Origin of the sequence: Geobacter sp. OR-1 (genome assembly GCF_000813145.1) — a bacterium.
GTDB lineage: Bacteria > Desulfobacterota > Desulfuromonadia > Geobacterales > DSM-12255 > Geoanaerobacter.
This window is the reverse complement of sequence record NZ_BAZF01000002.1, coordinates 370,784-393,174: the sequence shown is the minus strand read 5'-3', so window position 1 is coordinate 393,174 and position 22,391 is coordinate 370,784. Positions and strand designations below refer to the sequence as shown.

At 57.8% G+C, this 22,391-nt stretch carries 18 protein-coding genes; 16 read left to right on the top strand and 2 right to left on the bottom strand.

All coding sequences use genetic code 11. The features are described 5' to 3' along the window. The first annotated feature begins 163 nt into the window (after window positions 1-163). From OR1_RS03630 to OR1_RS03585, 10 genes are all read left to right on the top strand, one after another. On the top strand, window positions 164-2,161 hold the full coding sequence (locus tag OR1_RS03630; RefSeq protein WP_041969984.1) for a proton-conducting transporter membrane subunit: 1,998 nt from the start codon (window positions 164-166) through the stop codon (window positions 2,159-2,161). Window positions 2,162-2,222: 61 nt separating this feature from the next. Beyond that, the gene (locus OR1_RS03625; protein WP_041969983.1) at window positions 2,223-3,131 is read left to right on the top strand and encodes a respiratory chain complex I subunit 1 family protein; all 909 of its coding nucleotides are present in this window, start codon (window positions 2,223-2,225) and stop codon (window positions 3,129-3,131) included. 4 nt (window positions 3,132-3,135) lie between these two features. Next, the gene (locus OR1_RS03620) at window positions 3,136-3,777 is read left to right on the top strand and encodes a hydrogenase (RefSeq protein ID WP_041969982.1); all 642 of its coding nucleotides are present in this window, start codon (window positions 3,136-3,138) and stop codon (window positions 3,775-3,777) included. Between the two features lie 4 nt (window positions 3,778-3,781). Continuing rightward, window positions 3,782-5,218, top strand: a complete 1,437-nt coding sequence (locus OR1_RS03615) for a proton-conducting transporter membrane subunit (protein ID WP_041970072.1) — start codon at window positions 3,782-3,784, stop codon at window positions 5,216-5,218. After that, window positions 5,215-6,735: an NADH-quinone oxidoreductase subunit C gene (locus OR1_RS03610; RefSeq protein ID WP_041969980.1), complete on the top strand. Its 1,521-nt coding sequence runs from the start codon at window positions 5,215-5,217 to the stop codon at window positions 6,733-6,735. The genes OR1_RS03615 and OR1_RS03610 overlap by 4 nt, the downstream gene beginning before the upstream one ends. 33 nt (window positions 6,736-6,768) lie before the next feature. After that, a complete protein-coding gene (nuoB, locus tag OR1_RS03605) occupies window positions 6,769-7,515 on the top strand; it encodes an NADH-quinone oxidoreductase subunit NuoB (protein ID WP_041969979.1) in 747 nt (248 codons plus the stop codon). Between the two features lie 136 nt (window positions 7,516-7,651). Beyond that, window positions 7,652-8,704, top strand: coding sequence for an anthranilate phosphoribosyltransferase (gene trpD / locus OR1_RS03600; protein WP_041969978.1), 1,053 nt, complete (start codon window positions 7,652-7,654; stop codon window positions 8,702-8,704). Between the two features lies 1 nt (window position 8,705). After that, the gene (gene trpC / locus OR1_RS03595) at window positions 8,706-9,506 is read left to right on the top strand and encodes an indole-3-glycerol phosphate synthase TrpC (RefSeq protein WP_041969977.1); all 801 of its coding nucleotides are present in this window, start codon (window positions 8,706-8,708) and stop codon (window positions 9,504-9,506) included. Between the two features lie 23 nt (window positions 9,507-9,529). After that, the gene (locus OR1_RS03590) at window positions 9,530-10,885 is read left to right on the top strand and encodes a TrpB-like pyridoxal phosphate-dependent enzyme (RefSeq protein ID WP_041969975.1); all 1,356 of its coding nucleotides are present in this window, start codon (window positions 9,530-9,532) and stop codon (window positions 10,883-10,885) included. Window positions 10,886-11,037: 152 nt separating this feature from the next. After that, complete coding sequence (locus OR1_RS03585; protein WP_041969974.1) at window positions 11,038-11,649, top strand: phosphoribosylanthranilate isomerase; 612 nt, start codon at window positions 11,038-11,040, stop codon at window positions 11,647-11,649. Between the two features lie 84 nt (window positions 11,650-11,733). Here OR1_RS03585 and traF read toward each other — a convergent pair whose 3' ends face one another. Beyond that, the gene (gene traF / locus OR1_RS03580) at window positions 11,734-13,224 is read right to left on the bottom strand and encodes a conjugal transfer protein TraF (RefSeq protein ID WP_041969973.1); all 1,491 of its coding nucleotides are present in this window, start codon (window positions 13,222-13,224) and stop codon (window positions 11,734-11,736) included. Between the two features lie 263 nt (window positions 13,225-13,487). On the opposite strand from traF, the gene trpB reads away from it, so the two are divergent. Together trpB and OR1_RS03570 are read left to right on the top strand one after the other, a co-directional pair. Further along, the gene (trpB, locus tag OR1_RS03575; protein WP_041969971.1) at window positions 13,488-14,678 is read left to right on the top strand and encodes a tryptophan synthase subunit beta; all 1,191 of its coding nucleotides are present in this window, start codon (window positions 13,488-13,490) and stop codon (window positions 14,676-14,678) included. A 337-nt stretch (window positions 14,679-15,015) separates the two neighbouring features. Further along, window positions 15,016-15,627, top strand: coding sequence for a transglycosylase SLT domain-containing protein (locus tag OR1_RS03570; protein WP_152609793.1), 612 nt, complete (start codon window positions 15,016-15,018; stop codon window positions 15,625-15,627). Window positions 15,628-15,745: 118 nt separating this feature from the next. On the opposite strand, the gene OR1_RS03565 is transcribed toward OR1_RS03570, so the two are convergent. Then, a complete protein-coding gene (locus OR1_RS03565) occupies window positions 15,746-17,758 on the bottom strand; it encodes a cytochrome c3 family protein (RefSeq protein ID WP_052440233.1) in 2,013 nt (670 codons plus the stop codon). Between the two features lie 273 nt (window positions 17,759-18,031). On the opposite strand from OR1_RS03565, the gene OR1_RS03560 reads away from it, so the two are divergent. The 4 genes from OR1_RS03560 to OR1_RS03545 all read left to right on the top strand — a co-directional run bounded on the left by OR1_RS03560 (window position 18,032) and on the right by OR1_RS03545 (window position 22,374). Continuing rightward, a complete protein-coding gene (locus OR1_RS03560) occupies window positions 18,032-18,316 on the top strand; it encodes a cytochrome c3 family protein (protein ID WP_041969970.1) in 285 nt (94 codons plus the stop codon). Window positions 18,317-18,392: 76 nt separating this feature from the next. After that, window positions 18,393-19,772 carry a hypothetical protein gene (locus tag OR1_RS03555; protein ID WP_041970068.1) on the top strand — a complete coding sequence of 460 codons (1,380 nt, stop codon included), beginning with the start codon at window positions 18,393-18,395 and terminating at the stop codon, window positions 19,770-19,772. 18 nt (window positions 19,773-19,790) lie between these two features. Further along, on the top strand, window positions 19,791-20,153 hold the full coding sequence (locus OR1_RS03550) for a hypothetical protein (protein ID WP_041969968.1): 363 nt from the start codon (window positions 19,791-19,793) through the stop codon (window positions 20,151-20,153). A 34-nt stretch (window positions 20,154-20,187) separates the two neighbouring features. Further along, entirely contained in the window at window positions 20,188-22,374 is a 2,187-nt protein-coding gene (locus OR1_RS03545; protein ID WP_041969967.1) for a methyl-accepting chemotaxis protein, read from the top strand. The last annotated feature ends 17 nt before the right edge of the window (window positions 22,375-22,391 follow it).

Sequence of the window (22,391 nt, the reverse complement as noted above, 5' to 3'; positions counted from 1 at the left end):
CACCCCTACAAGTCGGAAAATGTTGTTGACGTATAAAAACTTATACCATATTATTTCTTTATGTGTTATCACTTTTTTTGTGGTGAACGTAAGTTTAATGTCTTAATCTCCTTTCGCTCTGTACAATTGACATATAGATGTTCGTTAGTTACGGAAACAGTACATGGTTGCTAGCTGTCACACAACTGGAGGGCCGGTCGCCTGGGTGCTGACCGCCATCCTGATTCTGGCGTTCTCGGGAGTACCCGGCCTGGTGATCGCGAAGCCGGGACCGGGGCAGAAGATTGCGGCCTTACTGGCCGTCCTCGCCTCTCTCCTCGGGATCGGCGCTGCCGGATGGATGATGGCCGGCGCCGTGGCGGAAACATATCTCATTGACTGGCCTCTCCCTTTCGGCAGCTGCGAACTCTCCGCCGACCCACTCTCTACCCTGTTTCTCCTGCCGCTGTTCCTGGCAACCGGTTGCTGTGCCGTCTATGCCACGGCATACTGGCCTGCCCGGGAAAACCGTTCTTCGGAAAAAAAGCTGACCTTTTTCTTCGGGCTGCTCCCTGCAGCCATGGCGTTGGTTCTGCTGGCCCGTAACGGCGTGCTGTTGCTGATGGCCTGGGAAGTCATGGCGCTGGCGGCATATTTTCTGCTGACCACCGACCAGCGCGACCCCGGCGTCCAGAGGGCGGGGACCGTCTATCTGTTCGCCACGCACACCGGCACGATGGCCCTGTTTGTGCTGTTCTCCCTTTTGCGGACAACCACCGGTTCGTTCCTGTTCCCGGCTCTTCATCTCCTTTCACCCGATGCCGCGCCGGCCATAGCCATCCTGGTTGCGGCACTCATAGGCTTCGGCGCCAAGGCCGGCATCATGCCTCTGCATATCTGGCTCCCCGGCGCCCATGCCAATGCGCCGAGCCACATTTCCGCCATGATGTCCGGAGTAATGCTGAAAATGGGGGTTTACGGCATCCTGCGGACGGTCTCGTTTTTCTCCGGCACACCGGACTGGTTCGGCTGGCTGATCCTCCTTCTCGGGGCAATATCGGCCGTGACCGGGATCTCTCTGGCCTCGGTACAGAAAGACCTGAAAAGGCTTCTTGCCTGCAGCAGCATCGAGAATATCGGCATTGTCTTTATCGGTATGGGGATGGCCCTGGTCGGGCTGCAGAGCAATAATACCGGGCTGATTGTCTTCGGCCTGTTCGGCTGTTTCCTCCACGTCATCAATCACGGGCTGTTCAAGCCGCTCCTCTTTCTCGGTTCCGGCATAGTGATTCACGCTACCGGCACCCGCGAGATCGACCGGATGGGCGGACTCAGCCGGCGGCTTCCACGCAGCGCCCCCCTGTTCCTGATCGGTTCGTTGGCCATCTGCGGCCTGCCGCCGCTCAACGGCTTTGTCGGGGAGCTGTTTCTGTATTTCGGCGCCTTCAATAATGCGGTTGACACCCCGACGCCGACTCTGGCCCTGATCGCTCCGCTGCTTGCCATTGTGGGCGGGCTGGCAGTGATCACCTTTGTCAAGCTGTTCGGCATGATCTTCCTCGGTTCCCCGCGGTCGGCGGGCGACGGTCACTTTCACGAGACCGCCGACGCAATGGTCGCTCCGATGGCTTTGCTGGCGCTGCTCTGTTTTGTTGCCGGAATTTTTGCGCCGCTGATGATGCAACTGGTCGAACCGGTGGTGGCGTTTTTCGGCGGGGTCCAGCCCCACCGGATTGCGCATTTTACCGGGATGGTCCCGCTGGTAACCATCTCGGTGGTCAACGGCGTGCTGCTGGTCCTCGTGCTGGCGGCAGGGCTGGTTTACCGGAGAATGCGGATCAGGATGCCGCAGACATCGACCGGCACCTGGGGGTGCGGCTACCTGGCCCCGACCTCGCGCATGCAGTACACCGGAACATCGTTCTCCGAGACCGCGGCAAACTTCCTCGGAGGCATAGCCGGCACCAGGCGCCAGTATCCGGTTTCAGAGACGGTCATGCCAGGACCGGCGCTGTTCAGATATGCAATAACCGAAACGATTCTCGATCGCCTGCTGACCCCCATGTTTGTGCAGCTCGGCTACGTATTTTCATTGGTGCGCCGGATGCAGCACGGGCAGCTGCATATTTACATGCTGTACATATTTGCTACTCTTTTCGTGCTGATGCTGCTGCCGCATTGAGCGGCTGCGGGTGGAAGGTCTGTTGATGCTCGCGCAAATCTGATTTTAGGAACTGACCGCAATGACCGATACCATCATCCATTGTCTGCTGGTGCTTCTCATGCCCCCACTGTTGCTGGGGGTGATAGGCAAGACCAAGGCGGCATTTGCCGGGCGGGTCGGCGCACCGTACCTGCAGCCTTATTACGACCTTGCCAAACTGCTTCGCAAGGGGTCGGTCTTCAGTGAGACCACTACCTGGGTATTCCGGGCCGGGCCGGTCGTCACCCTCGCGGCAACGGTCGTGGCTGCCGCCCTGGTACCGCTCGGCAATCACCAGGCCCCGGTATCGTTCAATGGCGATATGGTCCTGTTCGCCTATCTTTTCGGGCTGGCCCGGTTTTTCACCACCTCGGCGGCGCTTGATACCGGCTCCAGCTTCGAGGGGATGGGCGCGGCGCGCGAAGTGACCTTTTCCTGCCTGGCCGAGCCGACCCTCTTCTTTGCGCTGATCACCCTGGCCAGGATGAGCAGTTCGCTGTCGCTTACCGGCATGCTGGCCCACGCCACGGCATCGACCTGGCTCGGCGCCGGGGCGACCATGCTCCTGCTGGTAGGGGCGCTCTTCATTATCCTGCTTTCCGAAAACTGCCGGATTCCGTTCGATGACCCGAATACCCATCTGGAACTGACCATGATCCACGAGGTGATGGTCCTTGACCACAGCGGTCCGGCGTTCGGGTACATCCTGTACGGCGCGGCCATGAAGCTGTTCATACTCGGCGCGATCTTCGTCAATATCGCCCTGCCGATCGAGACCGGGCAATCCTTTGCAGACTGGGGGATCTTCATCGGCTGCATGCTGGTACTGGCTGTGGTCATCGGCGTGGTCGAATCGGTCATGGCGCGGCTCCGCCTGGTGCGCATTCCGCAGCTCCTGGTTGCCGCGACCATCCTGTCGGCCTTTGCCCTGCTGCTGACATTGAGGTGATTTTATGGGTTCCTTTGCCGATCAACTGCTGGTTCTGGTGATGCTGATCAACTTCGTGCTGCTCGGTTCGAGCCGGATGGCATTCTGTATCCGGGCGGTCGCGGTTCAGGGGGTGGTCCTAGGCATCCTCCCCGGCATAATCCATCCGTTTTCCTTCCACCTGGCCACCATCACGGTGAGCATCATCCTGGCCAAGGGGGTCATCATCCCCTATCTGATCGACAATGCGGTGCGCAAGACCCAGATCAAGAGGGAGATCGAACCGTTTCTCGGCTATGTGCCGACCCTGGTCCTGGGTGCTGTCTTCACCTCCCTGGCGTTTGTCTTTGCCCTTAAACTGCCGCTGGCGCCGGAACATCAGGACCTGTTGTTCGTGCCTGCTTCAATCGCCACCCTGATGACCGGTTTCCTGGTCCTCACGACCCGCAAAAAGGCGATATCGCAGGTCATCGGTTATCTGGTGCTGGAGAACGGCATCTTCATCTTCGGCCTGCTTCTGACCGAGGCGATGCCGGTAATGGTGGAGGCCGGCGCGCTCCTGGATCTCCTGGTCGGAATCTTTGTCATGGGGATCGTCATTAACCATATCAGCCGCGAATTCTCTTCCATCGACACCTCTCGCCTGCAGGCCCTGAAGGAGGAGTAGCTTGATTCTCTCGGTTTTCGTTTCTATCCCGCTGTTGGGGGCTCTGATTGCCTGGGTAATACCGGATAACCGGGTGCGGCCCTATGTCCTGCCGGTTGTGGGGCTGTCTCATCTGGCAATGACCGCCTGGCTGCTCGGGAATGCTCCTCCCCAGTCGCCGGGGGGATGGATCTGGCTCGATCCGCTGGGCAAGATCGTGCTGCTCTGCATCTCCCTCCTGTTCACGGTCTGCGCCGTCTATGCGGTCGGCTATCTGGGGTATCGCCAGGAACGCTCCAACCGGGTTCTCTGCATGGGGCTGCTGACCTGCCTGTCGGCAATGACCCTGGTGACGATCTGCCAGCACCTGGGACTGCTCTGGGTGGCGGTGGAAACCACGACCGTGACCATGGCGCCGCTCATTTACTTCAACCATAATGCCCGCTCCATCGAGGCGACCTGGAAATACCTGCTGATCTGTTCCGTCGGTATTGCCCTTGCCTTGCTGGGGCTGCTGTTCCTCGCCTATTCGACCCATGTCGCCCACCGCGAGGCCACCCTGCTGCTCGGGCCGCTGATGTTTTCCGCTCCGGAGCTCAACCAGGGATGGCTCCATGCGGCGTTTATTTTCCTGCTCGTGGGTTACGGGTCGAAGATGGGGCTGGCGCCACTGCACACCTGGAAACCGGATGCCTACGGCGAGGCGCCCGGGCTGGTCGGCGCGCTTCTGGCCGGAGGGCTGGTAAACTGCGCGTTTCTGGCGATCCTCCGGGTCTATCAGATCTGCCTGGCGTCGGTAACGGAAGTGATCTTTTTTCAAAAAGCGCTCATCGGCATGGGGCTTCTTTCCATGGCCATTGCCGCCATCTTCATGGCGCGGCAGGCGGATTTCAAGCGGATGCTGGCCTACTCCAGCGTCGAGCATGTCGGCATCCTGGCAATCGGGTTGGGGCTGGGCAAGGGGGCGCTGTTCGGTGCACTGTTTCACCTGCTGAACAACGGGCTCACCAAGGGGGTGCTCTTCCTCTCGTCCGGCAATATCCACCGTTCCTACTCCCACAAGACCACCGATGTCGTGCGCGGCGCTCTGACCCGTCTCCCCTGGTCCGGAGGGCTCTTTCTCGCCGGGTTCATTGCCATTACCGGTTCGCCGCCGTTCTCTCCGTTTTTGAGCGAATATTCCATTGTCAGCAGCGCCTTTATCGAAGGACAATACGCAGTCGGCGGGCTGTTTCTGCTGTTCCTGACCGTGGTATTCATCGGCATGGCGCTCACGGTCCTTCCTCTGGTGATGGGGGAACCTACACCGAACCTGGAGCCGACCGACTACCGGGACCGGCTGCTGACCGTCGGTCCGCCGTTCTTCATGATGCTGGTGGTCCTGCTTCTCGGTGTCTGGCCCCCGGAATTCCTGCTGCAGTTGCTGCGTGACGGCGCTGCCCTTCTGGAGGTGCGGTCATGACCGGGAACCTGACCACGCTCTTTAACGGCAGTTCGATACCCTGGTCCGATATCCCGGAGAGCGGCAATGACCGGTTCCTGCAGACGATTGTCGATTGTACCGATCGTCGCTGGCGCGTGGTCTCCTATTTCGGCTTGCCGGAAGGAAACCGGACCGTTCTTTGTTGCCTGCTGGCGAAAAACGACGAGGCGCAGCTCGGGGTGATGAAGACCGTTGTGGAGGGGGATAGTTTCCTCTCAATAGCCAGGTACTGCAGCCAGGTGCAGCTGTTCGAACGCGAGATCGCCGAGCAGTGCGGCATCCGGTTCGAGGATCATCCATGGTTCAAGCCGGTCCGTTTTCACCGGCCGTTCGTGAGCGGCCGCGATGCCTGGGGACGTTCCGCAGCCGACCCGATCAAGGTCGGGGTAATGGATTACTTCCAGGTTGACGGGGATGAAGTGCACGAGGTGGCGGTCGGGCCGGTTCATGCCGGGATCATCGAACCGGGGCATTTCCGGTTCCAGTGTCACGGCGAGCTGGTATTCCACCTGGAGATATCACTGGGGTTTCAACACCGGGGGATAGAGCGGTCGCTTATCGGCGGTCCCTCTCTCCGGACCATCCACCAGATGGAGACCATTGCCGGTGACACCACCATCGGTCACGGCCAGGCATACTGCATGGTTGTCGAGTCGCTCGGCGGGACCAGAACCCCGGCATGCGCCGAGGCGATACGCGGGATTGCCCTCGAACTGGAACGCCTTGCCAATCATACCGGCGATCTCGGCGCCATTGCCGGCGACGTGGGATATCTGCCGACAGCCTCCTTTTGCGGCCGGATCAGGGGCGATTTCCTCAACATGACGGCAGTGCTCTGCGGCAGCCGTTTCGGCCGGGGATTGCTCACACCCGGAGGGACTCTCTTCGACCTCTCCGCGGAACAGCGCAACGACCTGCTCAACCGGCTGGAAGTTGCCCGTAGCGACCTGACCAGTGCCGTCGAACTGCTCTGGTGCACCCCGTCGGTCATGAGCCGTCTGGAAGGGACCGGAACGGTGTCCGGTGAGATTGCGGCGGAACTCGGCCTGGTCGGCCCTCCGGCGCGGGCGTGCGGCATCAAGCGCGATGTTAGGCAGGACAACCCGTTCGGTATTTTCCGGATGGCGCAGATACCGGTGGTAACCGGTTTTCATGGCGACGTCTGTGCCAGGACCGTCCTGCGCTGGCAGGAAGCCCAGAAATCGATCGATTTCATCGCCGGTCAGCTCCGGCAGCTCCCGGCAGGCAGTAACCGCGTGGAGGCTGCCCAGCCTGCAGGCAACATGCTTGCCGTTGCCCTGACCGAAGGGTGGCGTGGCGAAATCTGCCATGTGGCGATTACCGACGATACCGGGAGATTCAGGCGCTACAAGGTGACCGATCCCTCGTTCCACAACTGGCAAGGGCTGGCCATGGCGTTGCGCGGGGGGCAGATCTCGGATTTCCCGCTCTGCAACAAGAGTTTCAATCTTTCGTACTGCGGTTATGATCTGTAACATGTCGATGTTCGACGGAAAGGACGATACTCCATGCTCCATGCGATCCTAGCCCGCCTTAGACAGGGCCATCGGACCACCCGGTATCCCCGGGAGCCAGTGGCTATGCCGGAAAGGTTCCGTGGCTATCCATCCTTCACTGCTGAAGCCGCCGATGCCTGCGGGGGATCAGCGGGTTCGTGCCCTTACGGGGCGATCTCCTGCGAGGGGGGGATGGCGCTCGACATGGGGAAGTGCCTGTTCTGTGCCGAATGCGCAGCAGGCAAGGGAGTAACCTTCAGCAATGATCCGGCGCTTGCCGCCAATAGTCGCGAACAGCTCATTGTCAGGCCCGGTGTTGAGCGTACCTTTGCCCAACCGCTGGTCCCGGATCTGGTCAAGCTTTTCGGCCGGTCGCTCAAGTTCCGGGAGGTCAGCGCCGGCGGTTGTAACGCCTGCGAGGCGGATACCAACGTGCTCTCCACCATCGGCTGGGACCTCGGCCGCTTCGGGGTCCAGTTCGTCGCATCGCCGCGCCATGCCGACGGCCTCTGGGTGACCGGTCCGGTGACCCTGAACATGCGCGAGGCGCTCCTGCAAACCTACGAGGCTATCCCGGCGCCGAAGATCGTGGTCGCCTGCGGCGCCTGCGCCATCAATGGCGGTCCCTTCAAGGACTCGCCGGAGGCCTGCAACGGCGTTGACACCCTGTTGCCGGTCGATCTCTATATCCCCGGCTGCCCACCCCATCCCGTTACCATTCTCGACGGTCTGTTGCGGATTCTGGACAAATTGCGGTAGCCCTGTTTTCGCTTCTCCACAGACAGAACAATTCATTCAACGTCCTTTATTGGGATATCTTGATTTTTCAGGCTGAAACTGTTACCTTCCAGCTTCCGGCCGAGGTTTGGCCGGCAAGGAACGAGGAGGGCCGTCCATGATCAAAAAGGCGATAGCAAAGGTTGTCGAGCGGCATGACCTTACTGAAGGCGAGATGATCGAGGTGATGGATCAGATCATGTCCGGCGGCGCCACCCCGGCGCAGGTCGGATCATTCATCACCGCCCTCAGGATGAAGGGTGAGACCGTCGACGAGATTACCGGGGCTGCCAAGGTCATGCGGGAGAGGGCCACACCGATCCGGGTGGGGAGGAACGTGCTCGATATCGACCGGGACGAGATCAACATCGACCAGGAGACGATCCTTGACGTGGTCGGGACCGGCGGGGACTGCACCAACTCATTCAATATCTCGACCACGGTCTCTTTTGTCGTCTCTGCCTGCGGGGTCAAGGTCGCCAAGCACGGCAACCGTTCGGTTTCATCCATCTGCGGCAGCGCTGATGTTCTGGAGGCGCTGGGGGTATGCCTTGACGTTACTCCCGAAGTGGTCGAGCGGTGCATTGCCGATATCGGCATCGGTTTTCTCTTCGCCCCGGCCCTGCATGGCGCCATGAAGCATGCCATCGGCCCGCGCCGCGAGATCGGGATCAGGACCATTTTCAATATCCTCGGCCCTTTGACGAATCCGGCCGGTGCCGATTGCCAGGTGATGGGGGTTTACAGCGACGAGCTGGTGGAAAAACTCGCCTGGGTGCTGCAGCGCCTCGGATGCAGGCACGGATTCGTGGTGTGTGGCCGTGACGGCATGGACGAGATCACGCTGACAACGGAGACCAAGATCGCCGAAGTGACCCCGGATGGTGTTACTATAACGGTGATCAAGCCGGAATCGTTCGGTTTCCCGTCCTGTTCAATGGATGAGATGCGGGGCGGCGACGCCAAAGGCAATGCCGTCATTGTCCGCAACATCCTTTCCGGTGAGCGGGGGCCGAAGCGCGACGTGGTGCTCCTCAATGCCGCCTATGCCTTGATGGCGGCCGGAAAGGCGTCGAATCCGATGGCCGGTATCGCCCTTGCCGCTGAAGCTATCGATTCCGGCAGCGCTCTGCAGCAACTGGAGAAGCTCGTTGCCATGACGAAAGAGTGATATGACCGATACCCCGGATATTCTCAGGAAAATTGTCAGCTATAAGCGCGACGAGGTTGCTGCCGCAAAATCGGCCATGCCGCTCGTTGATCTCAAGGCCCATTTGTCCGACCGTGAGGATCAGCCCCGCGGGTTCGGCCGCGCCTTGCATGATGCCGCGGCATCGGGCTGGACAGCCATCATCGCCGAGGTGAAGAAGGGGTCCCCGAGCAAGGGGGTGATCCGGCCCGATTTCGACCCGCTGGACATCGCCTCCACCTACCAGGATAACGGCGCCGCCTGCATCTCGGTGTTGACCGACGAGAAGTTTTTTCTCGGCCACCTCCGCTACATCGCTCTCATTCGTGAACAGGTCGGTCTGCCACTCCTGCGCAAGGATTTCATTTTTGACCCGTACCAGGTCTACGAGGCATCCGTTGCCGGTGCCGATGCGCTCCTGCTGATCGCCGCCATGCTGGAACTGTCGCAGTTGCAGGACCTGGCCGGACTGGCAGGGGAGCTGCAACTGGACGTGCTGCTTGAGGTGCACGATGAACCGGAGATGGAGATGGCGCTCCGGACCGGTTGTGGGCTGATCGGGATCAACAACCGCAGTCTCCACACCTTTGTCACCGATCTCGGCACTACCGAGCGACTGGCGCGTATGGTGCCGGATGACCGGCTGATCGTTAGCGAGAGCGGGATCAACAACCGGGCCGATATCGAGCGGCTGCAAGGGGCGGGTGCCAAGGCATTTCTCATCGGCGAATCGCTGGTGCGGGAAGCTGATATCGGTTTGAAGCTTCAGGAACTGTTAGGGTAAACATTACATAGCGAGGTAAAGCCATGAACACGAAAATCCTGCTTAATGAAGACCGGATTCCGAAGCAGTGGTACAACATCATCCCGGACATGCCCGGGCCGCTGGCGCCGGTGATCCATCCCGGTACCCTCCAGCCGGTGACCCCGGACGACCTGCTCCCCCTGTTCCCGATGGGGCTGATCGAGCAGGAAGTCTCCCCGAATCGCTGGATCGACATCCCGGACGAGGTCCGCGAGATCTACAGGCTCTGGCGTCCGTCGCCTCTGTTCCGTGCCCACCGGCTGGAAAAGGCTCTCGGCACCCCGGCAAAGATCTATTACAAATATGAAGGGGGCTCGCCCGCAGGTTCTCACAAGCCGAATACCGCGGTTCCCCAGGCATACTACAACAAGATCGCCGGCACCAAGCGGATCGCCTCCGAGACTGGGGCCGGCCAGTGGGGCTCATCCATTGCCCTGGCCTGCCAGATGTTCGGCCTCGAGTGTACGGTCTACATGGTCAAGGTCTCCTTCAACCAGAAACCGTACCGCAAGAGCATGATGCAGCTCTGGGGGGCCGAGGTGATCGCTTCCCCGTCGGACCGGACCAATGCCGGCCGCTCCATCCTGGCCGCGCACCCCGACAGCAACGGTTCCCTGGGGATCGCCATCAGCGAAGCGGTGGAGGATGCGGCAACCCGCGAGGATACCCGTTACGCCCTGGGGAGCGTCCTGAACCATGTCTGCCTGCACCAGACCATCATCGGCCTGGAGGCAAAGGAACAGCTTGCCATTGCCGGCGATTATCCGGACGTGGTAATCGGCTGCCACGGTGGCGGCTCAAACTTTGCCGGGATCGGCTTCCCGTTCGTGGCCGACAAGGCCAACGGCAAGAATATCAGGATCGTGGCCATGGAGCCGACCAGTTGCCCGACCCTGACCAAGGGTGTTTACGGCTTTGATTACGGCGACACCGCCAAGATGGCGCCGATAGCCAAGATGTATACCCTGGGTCACGACTTCATGCCGCCGGGGATCCATGCCGGAGGGCTCCGCTATCACGGCGCTTCGCCGCTGGTCTCGCAGCTCGTTCACGCCGGGGTGGTAGAGGCCCTGGCAGTCCCGCAGAACGCCTGCTTCGAGGCGGCAGTGCTCTTTTCCCGGAGCGAGGGGATCATCCCGGCGCCGGAGTCGTCGCACGCCATCCGCGGCGCCATCGACGAGGCGCTTCGCGCGAAGGAAGAGGGGAAAGAGCGGACGATCCTGTTCAATCTCTCCGGTCACGGTCATGTGGATATGGCGGCGTATGACGCGTATTTCAGCGGCAAGCTGGAGGATTATGAGTATCCGGAAGAGGCGATTAAGGAATCATTAGCGCATCTGCCGAAAGTATCGTTTTAATAACGACCACTTTTTCGCAATATCTGCGTAAGTCTTCGGGGCTCCTTGTGCGGCGTAGCGCTGCTACGCCTCCGCGCATCCCCTCGACAGCCTTGATCTTGCAAAAAATTGGACGCTAGCTGGTTTAATTTTACTTTTGAATGATCGAGAATATGGTTCGAGTCAAAATCTGCGGGATAACCAGGCTGGAAGATGCGCTCGTTGCGGTAGCGGCGGGTGCGGATAGCCTCGGGTTCGTGTTTTACGAGAAGTCGCCCCGTAATGTCTCGCCGCAGAAGGCAGCGGCGATCATCGCTCAACTGCCCCCGTTCGTGCAGACTGTCGGGCTGTTTGTGGACGCTGATAGCGAGCGGGTCAACTGGGTGGCCGATTTCTGCGGTCTTGACCTGGTTCAACTCCAGGGTGACGAAACCCCGGATTATTGTCCCGAGATCAAGCGGCGGGTGATCAAGGCGTTCCGGGTGAAGGACGCGGCGACCCTGGCAACGCTCTCCCGCTACCAGGTGGCCGGGTATCTGCTGGATGCCTGGTCGCCGGACGCCCACGGCGGGACCGGCAAAAGCTTTGACTGGTCTCTGGCGCGCGAACTTTCCGGCAGCCGGTCGATCATCCTTGCCGGCGGGCTGACCCCGGAAAATGTCCGGGATGCCCTTGATATCGTCCATCCCTATGCCGTAGATGTCTCCAGCGGCGTTGAGGCAGCGCCCGGCAGGAAGGACCCGGAAAAGATCCGGGCGTTTATCAGGGCCGCAAAGGGAATTTGATTGGAAACGCCCTGCAGATTTTTCTGCAGGGCGTTTTTTGATTCATCCGGTTGGTTTCATGGTTTAACGATCTTGTCATCCCCTCTAAAACGATAGATTCAGCTGCAATTGGACCCGTGCTTCCTGTGGATAGGATTTCCCGTCGTATTCAGCGGTTTCCAGACCATAGGCGCCGTCGACATCCATGTTGAACCATTTGCTTCCCAGCGTCAGGCCTGCCGTTGCCGTCGGCCCGATCCCGCCGTCGGAAAGGTTGGAATACATCCCGCCGCGGAGCTTGATCCAGGAGAAATGGTGCCACTCCAGGCCCCCACCGATGTGCCGGTTTTTGAAGTTGTCGGCGCTCAGGACCGTTTCGTTCTCCGTAAGATCCAGGTCAACCGCCAGGGTAAGCCACTCATACGGATCGATCGCGACCCCTAATCTCACCTGCGGCGCCAGCTTTACCTTGCCGCCGGACCGGTCGAAGGACCCGTCTTTCTTCTTGAGGTCCGGGGCGTCGAATTCGGGTGCGGTCAGGTTCTTGGCCACGATCCCGATGTTCAGCATCTTATTGTAGCGCCAGAGCGCCCCCAGGTCGAAGCTGGCATTGACCGAGTCTTTGAAGTTCTTGGTCATGTCCTTGGTGATATCGCTGGAGCTGACCGATTTATTGTCCTGCAGCAGGAAGGTCTGGGCCTGGTAGACCCGGCCGGCAATCACCTTGGCCGTGCCGCCGATGCCGAGGACGCCCCAGGAACCGAAGTTGAAGGGGAGACCATAGGAGAAGGGGAATTCGATATAGGCGAGGCTGCGGGTCAGGACCGAAGTGGTGTTGTTTTCGAGCAGGTTGGCGGCAGTCGCTGAGTTGATCGTGGTCACCTGGTTGATCAAGGTATCGGCAACGGCCTGGGAAGAAAGCCCGGAGCCGGCCAGTCTGGCATCGGTGCCGTTAATGATGTCCTGTGCCTGGCCGGCACTGAAGCCGTTGGCCAGCAGGGCTGTATCGATAGTCGAGCGCTGATTGGCGGAGAAAAAGACCGACGATGCCGGACTGCCGGCAAACGGGGTCGCAAACTCGGTTGGCGTGACCGGGGTATTGACGCCGCTTTGCGGAACAATGTTCACGGTGTCGGGTTGCGGTTGCGCAAACCCTTCGATGGTTCCGAACGCGCCGGTGGCGAAATGCTTGTACTGGAACCCCAGAACCGTGTTGCCGTTTATGCCCAGGGTCCCTTTCTTTGCCTTGATATCGTTCAGAATGGTGATTGCCTTGATGGTATCGGTAACGTTCTGGAGGCTAGTTGTTCCGGAAATCTGCTTGATGTTGTCGAAGTTTATTTTGTCCAGCCGGTCCACGTTGTCGGCCAGGCCGTCATTGACCTTGATCCCGACACTGACGTCGATCCTGCTGGAAAAGTCTTTTTCGTTAAATGCGAGTCCAGCCGGGTTCCAGTAAGGCGCATTCGCATCGTAGGTGCGGGCAACCCCTGCGCCGCCGATGCCTAGCGCTCCCATCGGCTGGAATTCCGCGGCTACTGCAGTTGTTGATATGGCTAACAGCAGTCCGGTCGCAGCTACAGCAGATCTCTTCATTTAGTTCTCCCTCCCGGAAGTTTGATATGACCCTTGTGGCCATGAAAGAGTATATCGACAGTATCCCGGTCATCTTAAATAATTCTTAGACAATAAATGCGGCGCAAAACAGATTCCGGAGCGGTAGTTGGCCGGTTATGACAGCGAGACGGGGATCTCAACCGTCATTACTCCGGTTGCTTTGATCGCGCAATGTTGCTAGTATGTCGCCATCCGAGTATCAGCAGCGATGCTGAACGATTTTCGAACATTGAGGATTAAGTATGTCACTACCCGATAAACAAGGCCATTTCGGCAAATTCGGCGGACGCTATGTGCCCGAGACACTCATGCCGGTATTGATGGAACTGGAACAGTCGTACCGGAAATACCGGAACGATCCCGAGTTCAGGGCCGAGTTCCGGTACTACCTGAAACAGTATGTAGGCAGGCCGAGCCCGCTCTATTTTGCCGAAAATCTCACCCGGAAGCTGGGCGGGGCCAGGATCTACCTGAAGCGCGAAGACCTTAACCACACCGGGGCGCACAAGATCAACAACACCATCGGCCAGGGGTTGCTGGCCAAGCGGATGGGGAAGCGGCGGGTGATTGCCGAGACCGGGGCCGGCCAGCATGGCGTCGCTACGGCCACTATTGCCGCGCTGTTCGGGATGGAGTGCGAGGTGTTCATGGGGGAGGAGGATATCCGGCGCCAGGCGCTGAATGTCTTCCGGATGAAGCTGCTCGGCGCCAAGGTCACACCGGTCAGCGCCGGCACGGCCACGCTGAAGGACGCCATGAACGAGGCGCTCCGGAACTGGGTGACCAATGTCCATGATACCTTTTACGTCATCGGCACCACTGCCGGTCCGCATCCGTATCCCGAGATGGTCAGGGATTTCCAGTCGGTGATCGGCCGCGAGGCCAAGGCCCAGTTCAGAAAGGCGGAAGGCCGTCTGCCGGACGTCCTGGTTGCTGCGGTCGGCGGCGGGAGCAATGCCATGGGGCTTTTTTACCCGTTCCTGAACGACACCGGGGTCAGGATGATCGGCGTCGAGGCGGCAGGTTTCGGCATCCCCACCGGGAAGCACGCTGCCCCGCTCTGTGCCGGTAAAGTCGGTGTGCTCCACGGCAATATGACCTATCTTCTGCAGGACAGCCACGGCCAGATCGCCCATGCCCATTCCATATCCGCCGGGCTTGACTACCCGGGCGTCGGGCCTGAGCATGCCTGGCTCAAGGACACCGGACGGGCAGAGTATGTTTCCGTGACCGACGACGAGGCCCTGGCCGGCTTCAAGCTCCTTACCGAGACCGAGGGGATACTGCCGGCGCTGGAATCTTCCCACGCGGTTGCCCATCTGGTCAGGCTTGCGCCGCAGTTGCCGAATGATACCGCGATCATTGCCTGCCTGTCGGGCCGGGGTGACAAGGATATTCATACCGTGGCCGATGCCATGGGGGTGGTTTTATAGGGAAAGCAAGGTAATTTGGGTCTAACTAGTTGAAATGAGTTACTAAAATAAATAAAACGTTTGACATGTGACGTTATCTAAAGTATAACTTTGCAGCCTGTCAGAAATGCAGGCAAAGTGAAAGGCTCCGGAGGAATAGGGGCCTTTTGGCGTTTCTGAACGCGCACATTTGATAACTGCTTTATATTACAAGGGGAAAGGGGGATTTCAGCCGGAAGAGAACAGAGCAGCAGAGGGTCCGAGGGGCCGTCCGGCAAAGCCGATAACACCGACCAAAATCTTACTTATGAACAGAAAAACAATCTATGGATGTATTATTGGAGTCTCCGGCATTCTGATGGCAGCCGGGATTTCATCGTGTAACAATCTGGTCCGGCAGGCCGCACCGCCGGTCGTGGCGGTTGATTCGGAACTGGACCTGGAGATTCGCCGGGTGATGGAAAAGGGTAATTCCCTTGAGGACCGCAAGGGGCAGATTCCTGCCATTGCCGCAGCTTTTGCCCGTCGGACCGACCCTGAACGGGCCCGGTGGCTCGCAGCGCTCTGTTATCTGAAGACGCTGGGAACACCGTTTGCTCCGATAGACATTGCCGAAATAGCCCTGGTGGAGACCGGCGGTCATGGTCTGTCTGGCAAGGCGGTTTCTCACAAGGGGGCTCTTGGTGTCTGGCAGTTGATGCCGCATCGGGCGGCAAGCCATGGCTACTCGCCGGAAGAGATGCTGAATGACGAGAAGTGTGCCGAAGCGGCAGTGAGAGAGCTGGCCAGCAAACTGGCCATGGCCAACGGCAACCTGGTCCGGGCCAAGAAACTTTATTGTGGCGTCGGCCCCCAGGCTGATGCCTACGAGGTGAAACGGAGGCAGATCCGCAAGGAGATCCTTGCCGATATCTCCAAGGCTGCTCCCCAGCGTGCCGACCTGCGCTACCGGATTGAGCGGCCATCCTGATCTACCTCACAGCTTCGGAACATTATCGGTAACCAGTTGGAGTAATAAGAATAGTAAAGATAACAAAAAGCCGCCGGAATACGCCGGACGGCTTTTTACGTGGTCTTTAATCGCTGCCTCAGACGTCACCCGGACGTTTCAGTTTGCCAGAAGGAGTCAAGGCAGTGCGATCCGTGCCGTAGAGCCATCTAATGGCGTAATCAGCCTGGCGCTGGGTTATTGTGGCACTTACTTCCGAGTTGCTCACCCCGGAGATGGTCTCAAGTGTCCTGGAAGTTGTTGTGACCAGGTACTGAATTGCATCGGCGACATTAGTCTGCTGATCCTGAGGATACTGCAGAGTCCCGAGAGCAGGATCTGTTGCCGTTGTGCAGAGCCAGAATATGGAGTCATAGATCAGCCGTTTTGCGTACAGAGGATTGTGGACGTATGAGCCGGGTTCATTGTTCATGAGTCCCAGATTAAAGGCGGCTCCCATGAGATCGGGACCGGTGCCGGTACCGAGAAAATCCCATTTGGTCGCGGACCTTGCTTTGTTCGTTGAACTGTTAAACGGAAGTTGGGGTTTAGCAGGCACGTTGCGAACCAGTCTTACCCATTTGTTGAGGGCGGCAAGGGCGGATATGTACCCCTCCTTGTCTTCGTTAAGGGTGCCGGTTGTTATGGTTCCTGAATGGCAGGAACTGGAATTACAGCTCTTGCTTACAAGGTTTTGAATCGTCAAGGCGGCAGGACTTGTTGCGCTGACGCTGTACAGCCTGGTCCAGGCCAGGGATGAGCCTATGATTGGGAATTGCGCCCCATGCTCGACAGCCATGAAGTGGTGCGATTCCGGTTCGCCCGGGTTCATATGACAGGTGATGCACGGCCCTCTGCCATCACCTGCGCTGGGGGCATCGTGGTTAGTTACTGCGCCGATGCCCGCTCGGTATTCCTTGCCGGAGAATTCATAACCGCTTTTTGCCATCAGCATTGCAGCACCGCTGAAATCGTGTCCGCTGGGGCTGTTGGTGTTGCTGAAATTAAGTCCCATGGTGGTAAGGCTGACCCCTCCGTCCGGGTCTTTTATGATAGCGCCGTTGCCTCTTCCAGCATGGCACGGGATACAGACGTTAGATGGCCCTATGCTTGGAAATGTGACGGGATGGTTGTTGTACTTTCTGGTTTCAGGCGGACCGGCGGCAGCTGCCGAGAAATTGTAGTATATGGTGACTTGCGGAACAGTGCTTACCGCAAAATTGTAACTGGTGTGGCAGGCATCACAGGAGACCACCTCTTTGCTCAGGTCACTGGATGCTGTATATGGACCGCTCAAGTCGTTGCCGAATGGCTTGAGGTCCATGAAACCCGAAGATACGAACTTTTTGAACCCCGTTGTCGTGTGACACCTTACACATCCTGGCGAATACCCGATTGAGCCGGCAACGTTCGAATTCCCCGATGAAGCGGCTGGTGCTGTGACAAAAAATGCCTGGTTTGCTGGCAGGTCAGTACCAAAGCTCTTGAAATCCCTGCTGCCGAACGCGCCGGAATTCGTATCCGCCATCCCACCTTCAGCCCATGCCCGGTTGTATGCCATATCCTTGGTTGGATTGTGGGGGTTGTGGCAAGCGCGGCACCTGCCCGTATACTGCCCGCTTACATACGAAGGCCGGTTGGTTGTGCCGTTGGTGAAACGGTTGGTGCGATATTTCATGATACGGAAATGGGTGCTGGCGTTTGTCATGAGAATATCGTCAGGGAAATCCCTGCCGTGGCATTTCAGGCATTTTCCGGCCCGGTCGGGATTATGCTGCACAAGCGGGCCGCTGGCCGGGTTATTACCGCCGTGGCAGGTGTAACAACTGTTCGGATGCCCGGCCTCAGGTTCGTGGCAATCGCCGCAGCCGGCGCCGCGTCCCGAACTGTTGGCGCTGCTTAAGGTGTTGTGCGCCGAGAGTTGCCATGCAGTAGTGATCTTCTCGCCGGTTACCGACGAAACCGCGGTGGATTCGTGGCAGTTGATGCAATTTTGCGAGGCCGCCAGTGTTGAAATCGCGGCAGAGTTGGGAGCGGAATTGCCGCTGCAGCCTGTTATTATCAGCACAAAGAGGCATAGAATGCCGTATTTGTTCACTCGATTGCCTGCCATGCATTCTCCTTGTCGTTGCCGCAAGGCATTTATAGTGAGGTTCTTGAAAGAAAGGTATCGGCTGCGGCTTTTCATTACTTTAGTTTGTGTTAACATACAATGTAGCTTTGCCCTGTCTTCGGGCAGGGAACACTGACAAGACCTCATTGTACTGCTGATTCGGGAAAATGCAAAAAAAACGGGATCAATCTGAAGGTTGGATTAAAATTTTTCCGAGTTGCTCCGATACGGGTTTTAATGCAGTGGACAATCTTTCCGTACGGGGTATTCTCAATGCGAAGCATCGTATTGCCAGTGATGCTGTTTGGTTTTATTGCATCGGCAGCAGCGGCGGACAATGACATGCCGGATAAGCTTACCTTCCCGGCAAAAACAGGGAATGTAGTTTTCAGCCATAAAATGCATGTTGATGGCGGCATTAAATGCAAGACCTGCCACGACCGCAAGGGTGGAAAGATCAAAGGGCTCGGCAGGGAATGGGCGCACAAGGTCTGCCGGGGGTGCCACGAAGCAATTTTGTTGGGCCCGGACAAATGCAACGGTTGCCACGGATCTTAACGGCAGTAAAAGAGATTGTCTGCCGGCAACATGCGTATGAGTTCGGTTATCCAATCAGGAGGGTTATATGCGGAATATGAGAAAACTGTTGCTTGCCGCAACCGCTATGCTGGTTTTCTGGTCTTATGCCGGAACAGCCCACGCAATACCGGCGTTCAGCCGTCAGCACAAGGTGGAATGCACTACCTGCCACACAATATATCCTGAACTCAACGAATATGGCGAAGCTTTCCTGAAAAACAGCTATGTCTACACCCATACCAAAATGCAGGTTGAAAAACCGGCGCCTCCGGTAATCCTTGGCGGGGGTGGCGACCCGGCGCTTCTTGAAAAACTGAAGACGCAAACCCCTGAATCTGCTGCGTCCAAGGAAGGTGGTGGGCCAGGCGGTAAGAATGAAGGGCTTTGGCTGGCCGCGATTCCGGAACAACTCCCCCTTTCGGCAACGGCAACTCTGAATGCCAGTTACAACAAAGATGCGCCGAACAACGGCGAATTCGACTTTTCAACCCGCGCATTCGTTCTGCAGGCCGGCGGCAACTTCCGTGAAAAGTTCGGGTTTTTTGCCAAATACACCCTGTACAGCGAAGGGGTTTACAACCCTTCATCCGGCAATACGCTGGCAAGTAACGCCAATGTCCCTAAAAACAACGGGGCTGAACTGAATGAACTGTTTCTGACGTGGCGGCATCCCCTGGACACCCCGTTAAACATCAAGATCGGCCGGTTCCGGCCCAAGCTCAGCCTCTGGAAGTCTTCCAACAAGATTTCGGTTTCCTCTTTCGCGACTCAGGCATATACGGTCGGCAATTCTCCGTTCACCATTGATTCGCCCCAGGATGGCCTGGAACTCAATGCCGTCGTTGCCAAGCGGCTCTTTATGGCTGCAGGCGTTGTGGATCGCAACGGTCAGAAGAATAAGGAGGGTTACGGTCATCTGTCATTCAAGATCGGCGGTGCGGATTTCCTGGGCAACGAACCGATGATCGACCTGGACAGCGACAGTATCTGGGATTACCTCTCCATAATGGTTGCCGCATATGGCTATTCCGGCCGTAACGCCAACATCGTCGGCGGTGTCGGGGAGAATTTCAACGATTATTACCGGCTTGGCGTTGATCTGGAGATGCTGTACCAGAAGTTCCGGCTCCGTGCGAGCGGTGTGAAGGGGAGGGACAGTAATCCTTTCTTCAGCTCGGCCAGGAGTTATATCAATTCTCTTGCAGTTTCCACAGAGGCGGAATATATGTTTGACACCAATGTCATAGCTGCAATGAGATACGAGTACCTGTTCGATCAGACCTATGTCTCTGAACGGCATGTCTATGCGCCTTATCTGGCGTACTCGCCGTTGCAGAACATTCGCCTGGTTCTCGAATACCGGTATGAAGATTATGTGACTCCGACAATAGCCGACAACAAGGTCGCCAATGTCGGCTTGTCATTCAGTTTCTAAAAATAATCGGGAGGAGTTATGAAAGTAGTATTTTTTGTCTGGGTCTTGTTGTTGACGATGATGGCAACCCAGGGTCATGCCGCCCTAAAGACTCTGGGAAAAGGGGACAGGCTTACCTTTGACCCTTCGGGTTTCCCGGCCCAGTTCAGGCCCAACTGGGAAATCATGAAGGTCAAATGCATCAAGTGCCATACCATGGAGCGCACCGTGGTCTCGATCACCACCGGCGTTGCCCCGATTTCCGGGCAGCCGTTCGATCGGAGCGCCACCAGGGCCTATGGCGTTAAGATGATGCGCAAGCCGGATTCCAACATGAACAAGCAAGAGGTAAAGGCCTGTGTCGACCTGATGAACTGGATGCTCACAGAGGCTTCCAAATAGGACAACTGTCTGATTACAGCAGGGGATTTCGTCTATGCTAAATAATGTCAAGCTCGGCAAGAGGCTGATCGGCTCGTTCATGATCATGGCGCTGATTGTCGGCATTACCGGGATTTTCGGCGCCATCAGCATGAAGGGGATCGGAGACCGGATCCAGGACATGCTGCAGAACCTGGCCAGTCAGCAAAAGATCGTGCTGCTCATGGGTGTTACCCAGAAAGAGTGCCGGGTTTTTCTGATGCAGGCGGCATTTGTCCATAAAGACTCGGTGCGGTTCGAGGAGTATTCCGAAGACTACCGGATGAAAAGGGATCTGTTTCGCAGTCAGTGCGAGGTGATCCTCAAAGGGAACAAGAAGCTGGGAATCAAGCCGGCTCCCAAGGGTGGCGTGATCGAACAGCGCACCATGGAAGCGTTGCAGAGCTGGGAGAAGTTCGAAACGCTTGCCGAAGAGGTCATCGCATTGAAGGGGAAGCTCCTGGCCGCCTCTGCTGCTGATGTCCTTTCCAATGAAAAACTGCATTCACTGGTCGAGACCGACCTGAAAGACGCTTCCGACAAGTCCAAGGAAAGGGTGGACGACCTGATGGTTGCGGTCGGAACGCTTATCACCCAGGCCAACACCGAGATCAACAGGATTCAGCGCATCGCGCCGTTCATGTTCCTGGTAGCGATTGTTGTGGCTGTGTGTGTCGCAATCCTTTTAGGGGTTCTGATCACGAAATATATCGTTTCCCGGATCAAAAAAATGGGGTATGCGCTGGATCGCAGTTCGGAAGGGGATCTTTCCGTCAGGGTCGCGATCGACTCCGGAGACGAGCTGGGCAAGTTGAGCAGCGATTTCAACACCATGGTCGAACGGCTCTGTGAAATGGTGCTCAATATCAATCGTTCCACCGGTGAGTTGCACAACATCTCCAACAAGATCACCGATGCCTCCCGGCAGGTGAGCAGTGCCGCCCGGGTTCAGGCAAACGGCGTTCGCGAGACCTCGAATGCGGTTATCGAGATCAGCAATTCGGTCCAGAGGGTGGGCGAGAACGTGGACAAACTCTCGGGATCGGCTTCGGAAAGCTCTTCGTCGATCCTCGAAATGGCGGCAAGCATCGAAGAGGTTGCCCTGAACGTGGAAACGCTGGCGATGTCGGTCGAAGAGGTCAGCTCCTCGATCGTGCAGATGGCTGCGTCGGTAAAGCAGATCGGCGGCAATGTTTCAAAGCTCATGGACGCATCCACTACCACGGCTTGTTCCATAGCCGAAATGGACAGTTCCATCAAACAGGTCGAGAAGAACGCCCTGGATACGGTGGTCATCTCCAATGAAGTCCGTAATGATGCGGAGTCGGGCAAAAGCTCAGTGGACGCGACCATTCTGGGGATCAACGAAATCCGGCGTGCGGCGCGAATCACTTCCGATGCGATCGAGTCTCTATATTCAAAGGCAGAGGATATCGGCAAGATCCTGCTCGTTATCGACGAGGTTGCGGAACAGACCAACCTCCTGGCGCTCAACGCCGCCATTATTGCAGCCCAGGCCGGTTCCTACGGCAAGGGGTTTGCGGTGGTTGCTGACGAGATCAAGGAGCTGTCCGAACGTACCAGCAGCTCAACCAGGGAGATCTCCCAGGTCATCAAGGGGGTTCAGGACGAGACCCGCCGGGCCGTCGATTCCATCGAGCTTGCGGAAAAGAGCATCCACAAAGGGGAAATGCTTTCCCAGCAGTCGGGTGAGGCGCTCAACAAAATCGTCATCGGGGTCCAGAAGTCGACCGAAAGGATGGAAGAGATCGCCAAGGCAACTGTGGAGCAGTCTAAGGGGAGCCAGATGATCCGCGATGCCATGGAGCAGGTCTCGGAAATGGTTACCCAGATTGCCAAGGCCACTTCGGAGCAGGGTAAAGGGAGCGACATGATCATGTCCGCGGTGGAGAAGATGAAGGGGCTGACCAACGAGGTCAGGCGCTCCACCAGGGAACAGGCCAAGGTCGGCAACTTTATCGCCCAGGCTACGGAGAATATCACCGGTATGATCCAGCAGATCAAACAGTCGACCGATGAGCAGCGCCGCGGCAGTGAACAGATCGTCCATGCGGTCAAGGATATCCAGCAGTCGACCCAGATTACGATGGATGCGACCAGAGTGCTGGAGGAGGCGGTCACCGGGCTTGCGGACCAGTCCGAGGTGTTCCAGCAGGAGATGAGCGCGTACAAGGTGGTTTAATAATCAACTAAGGGCAA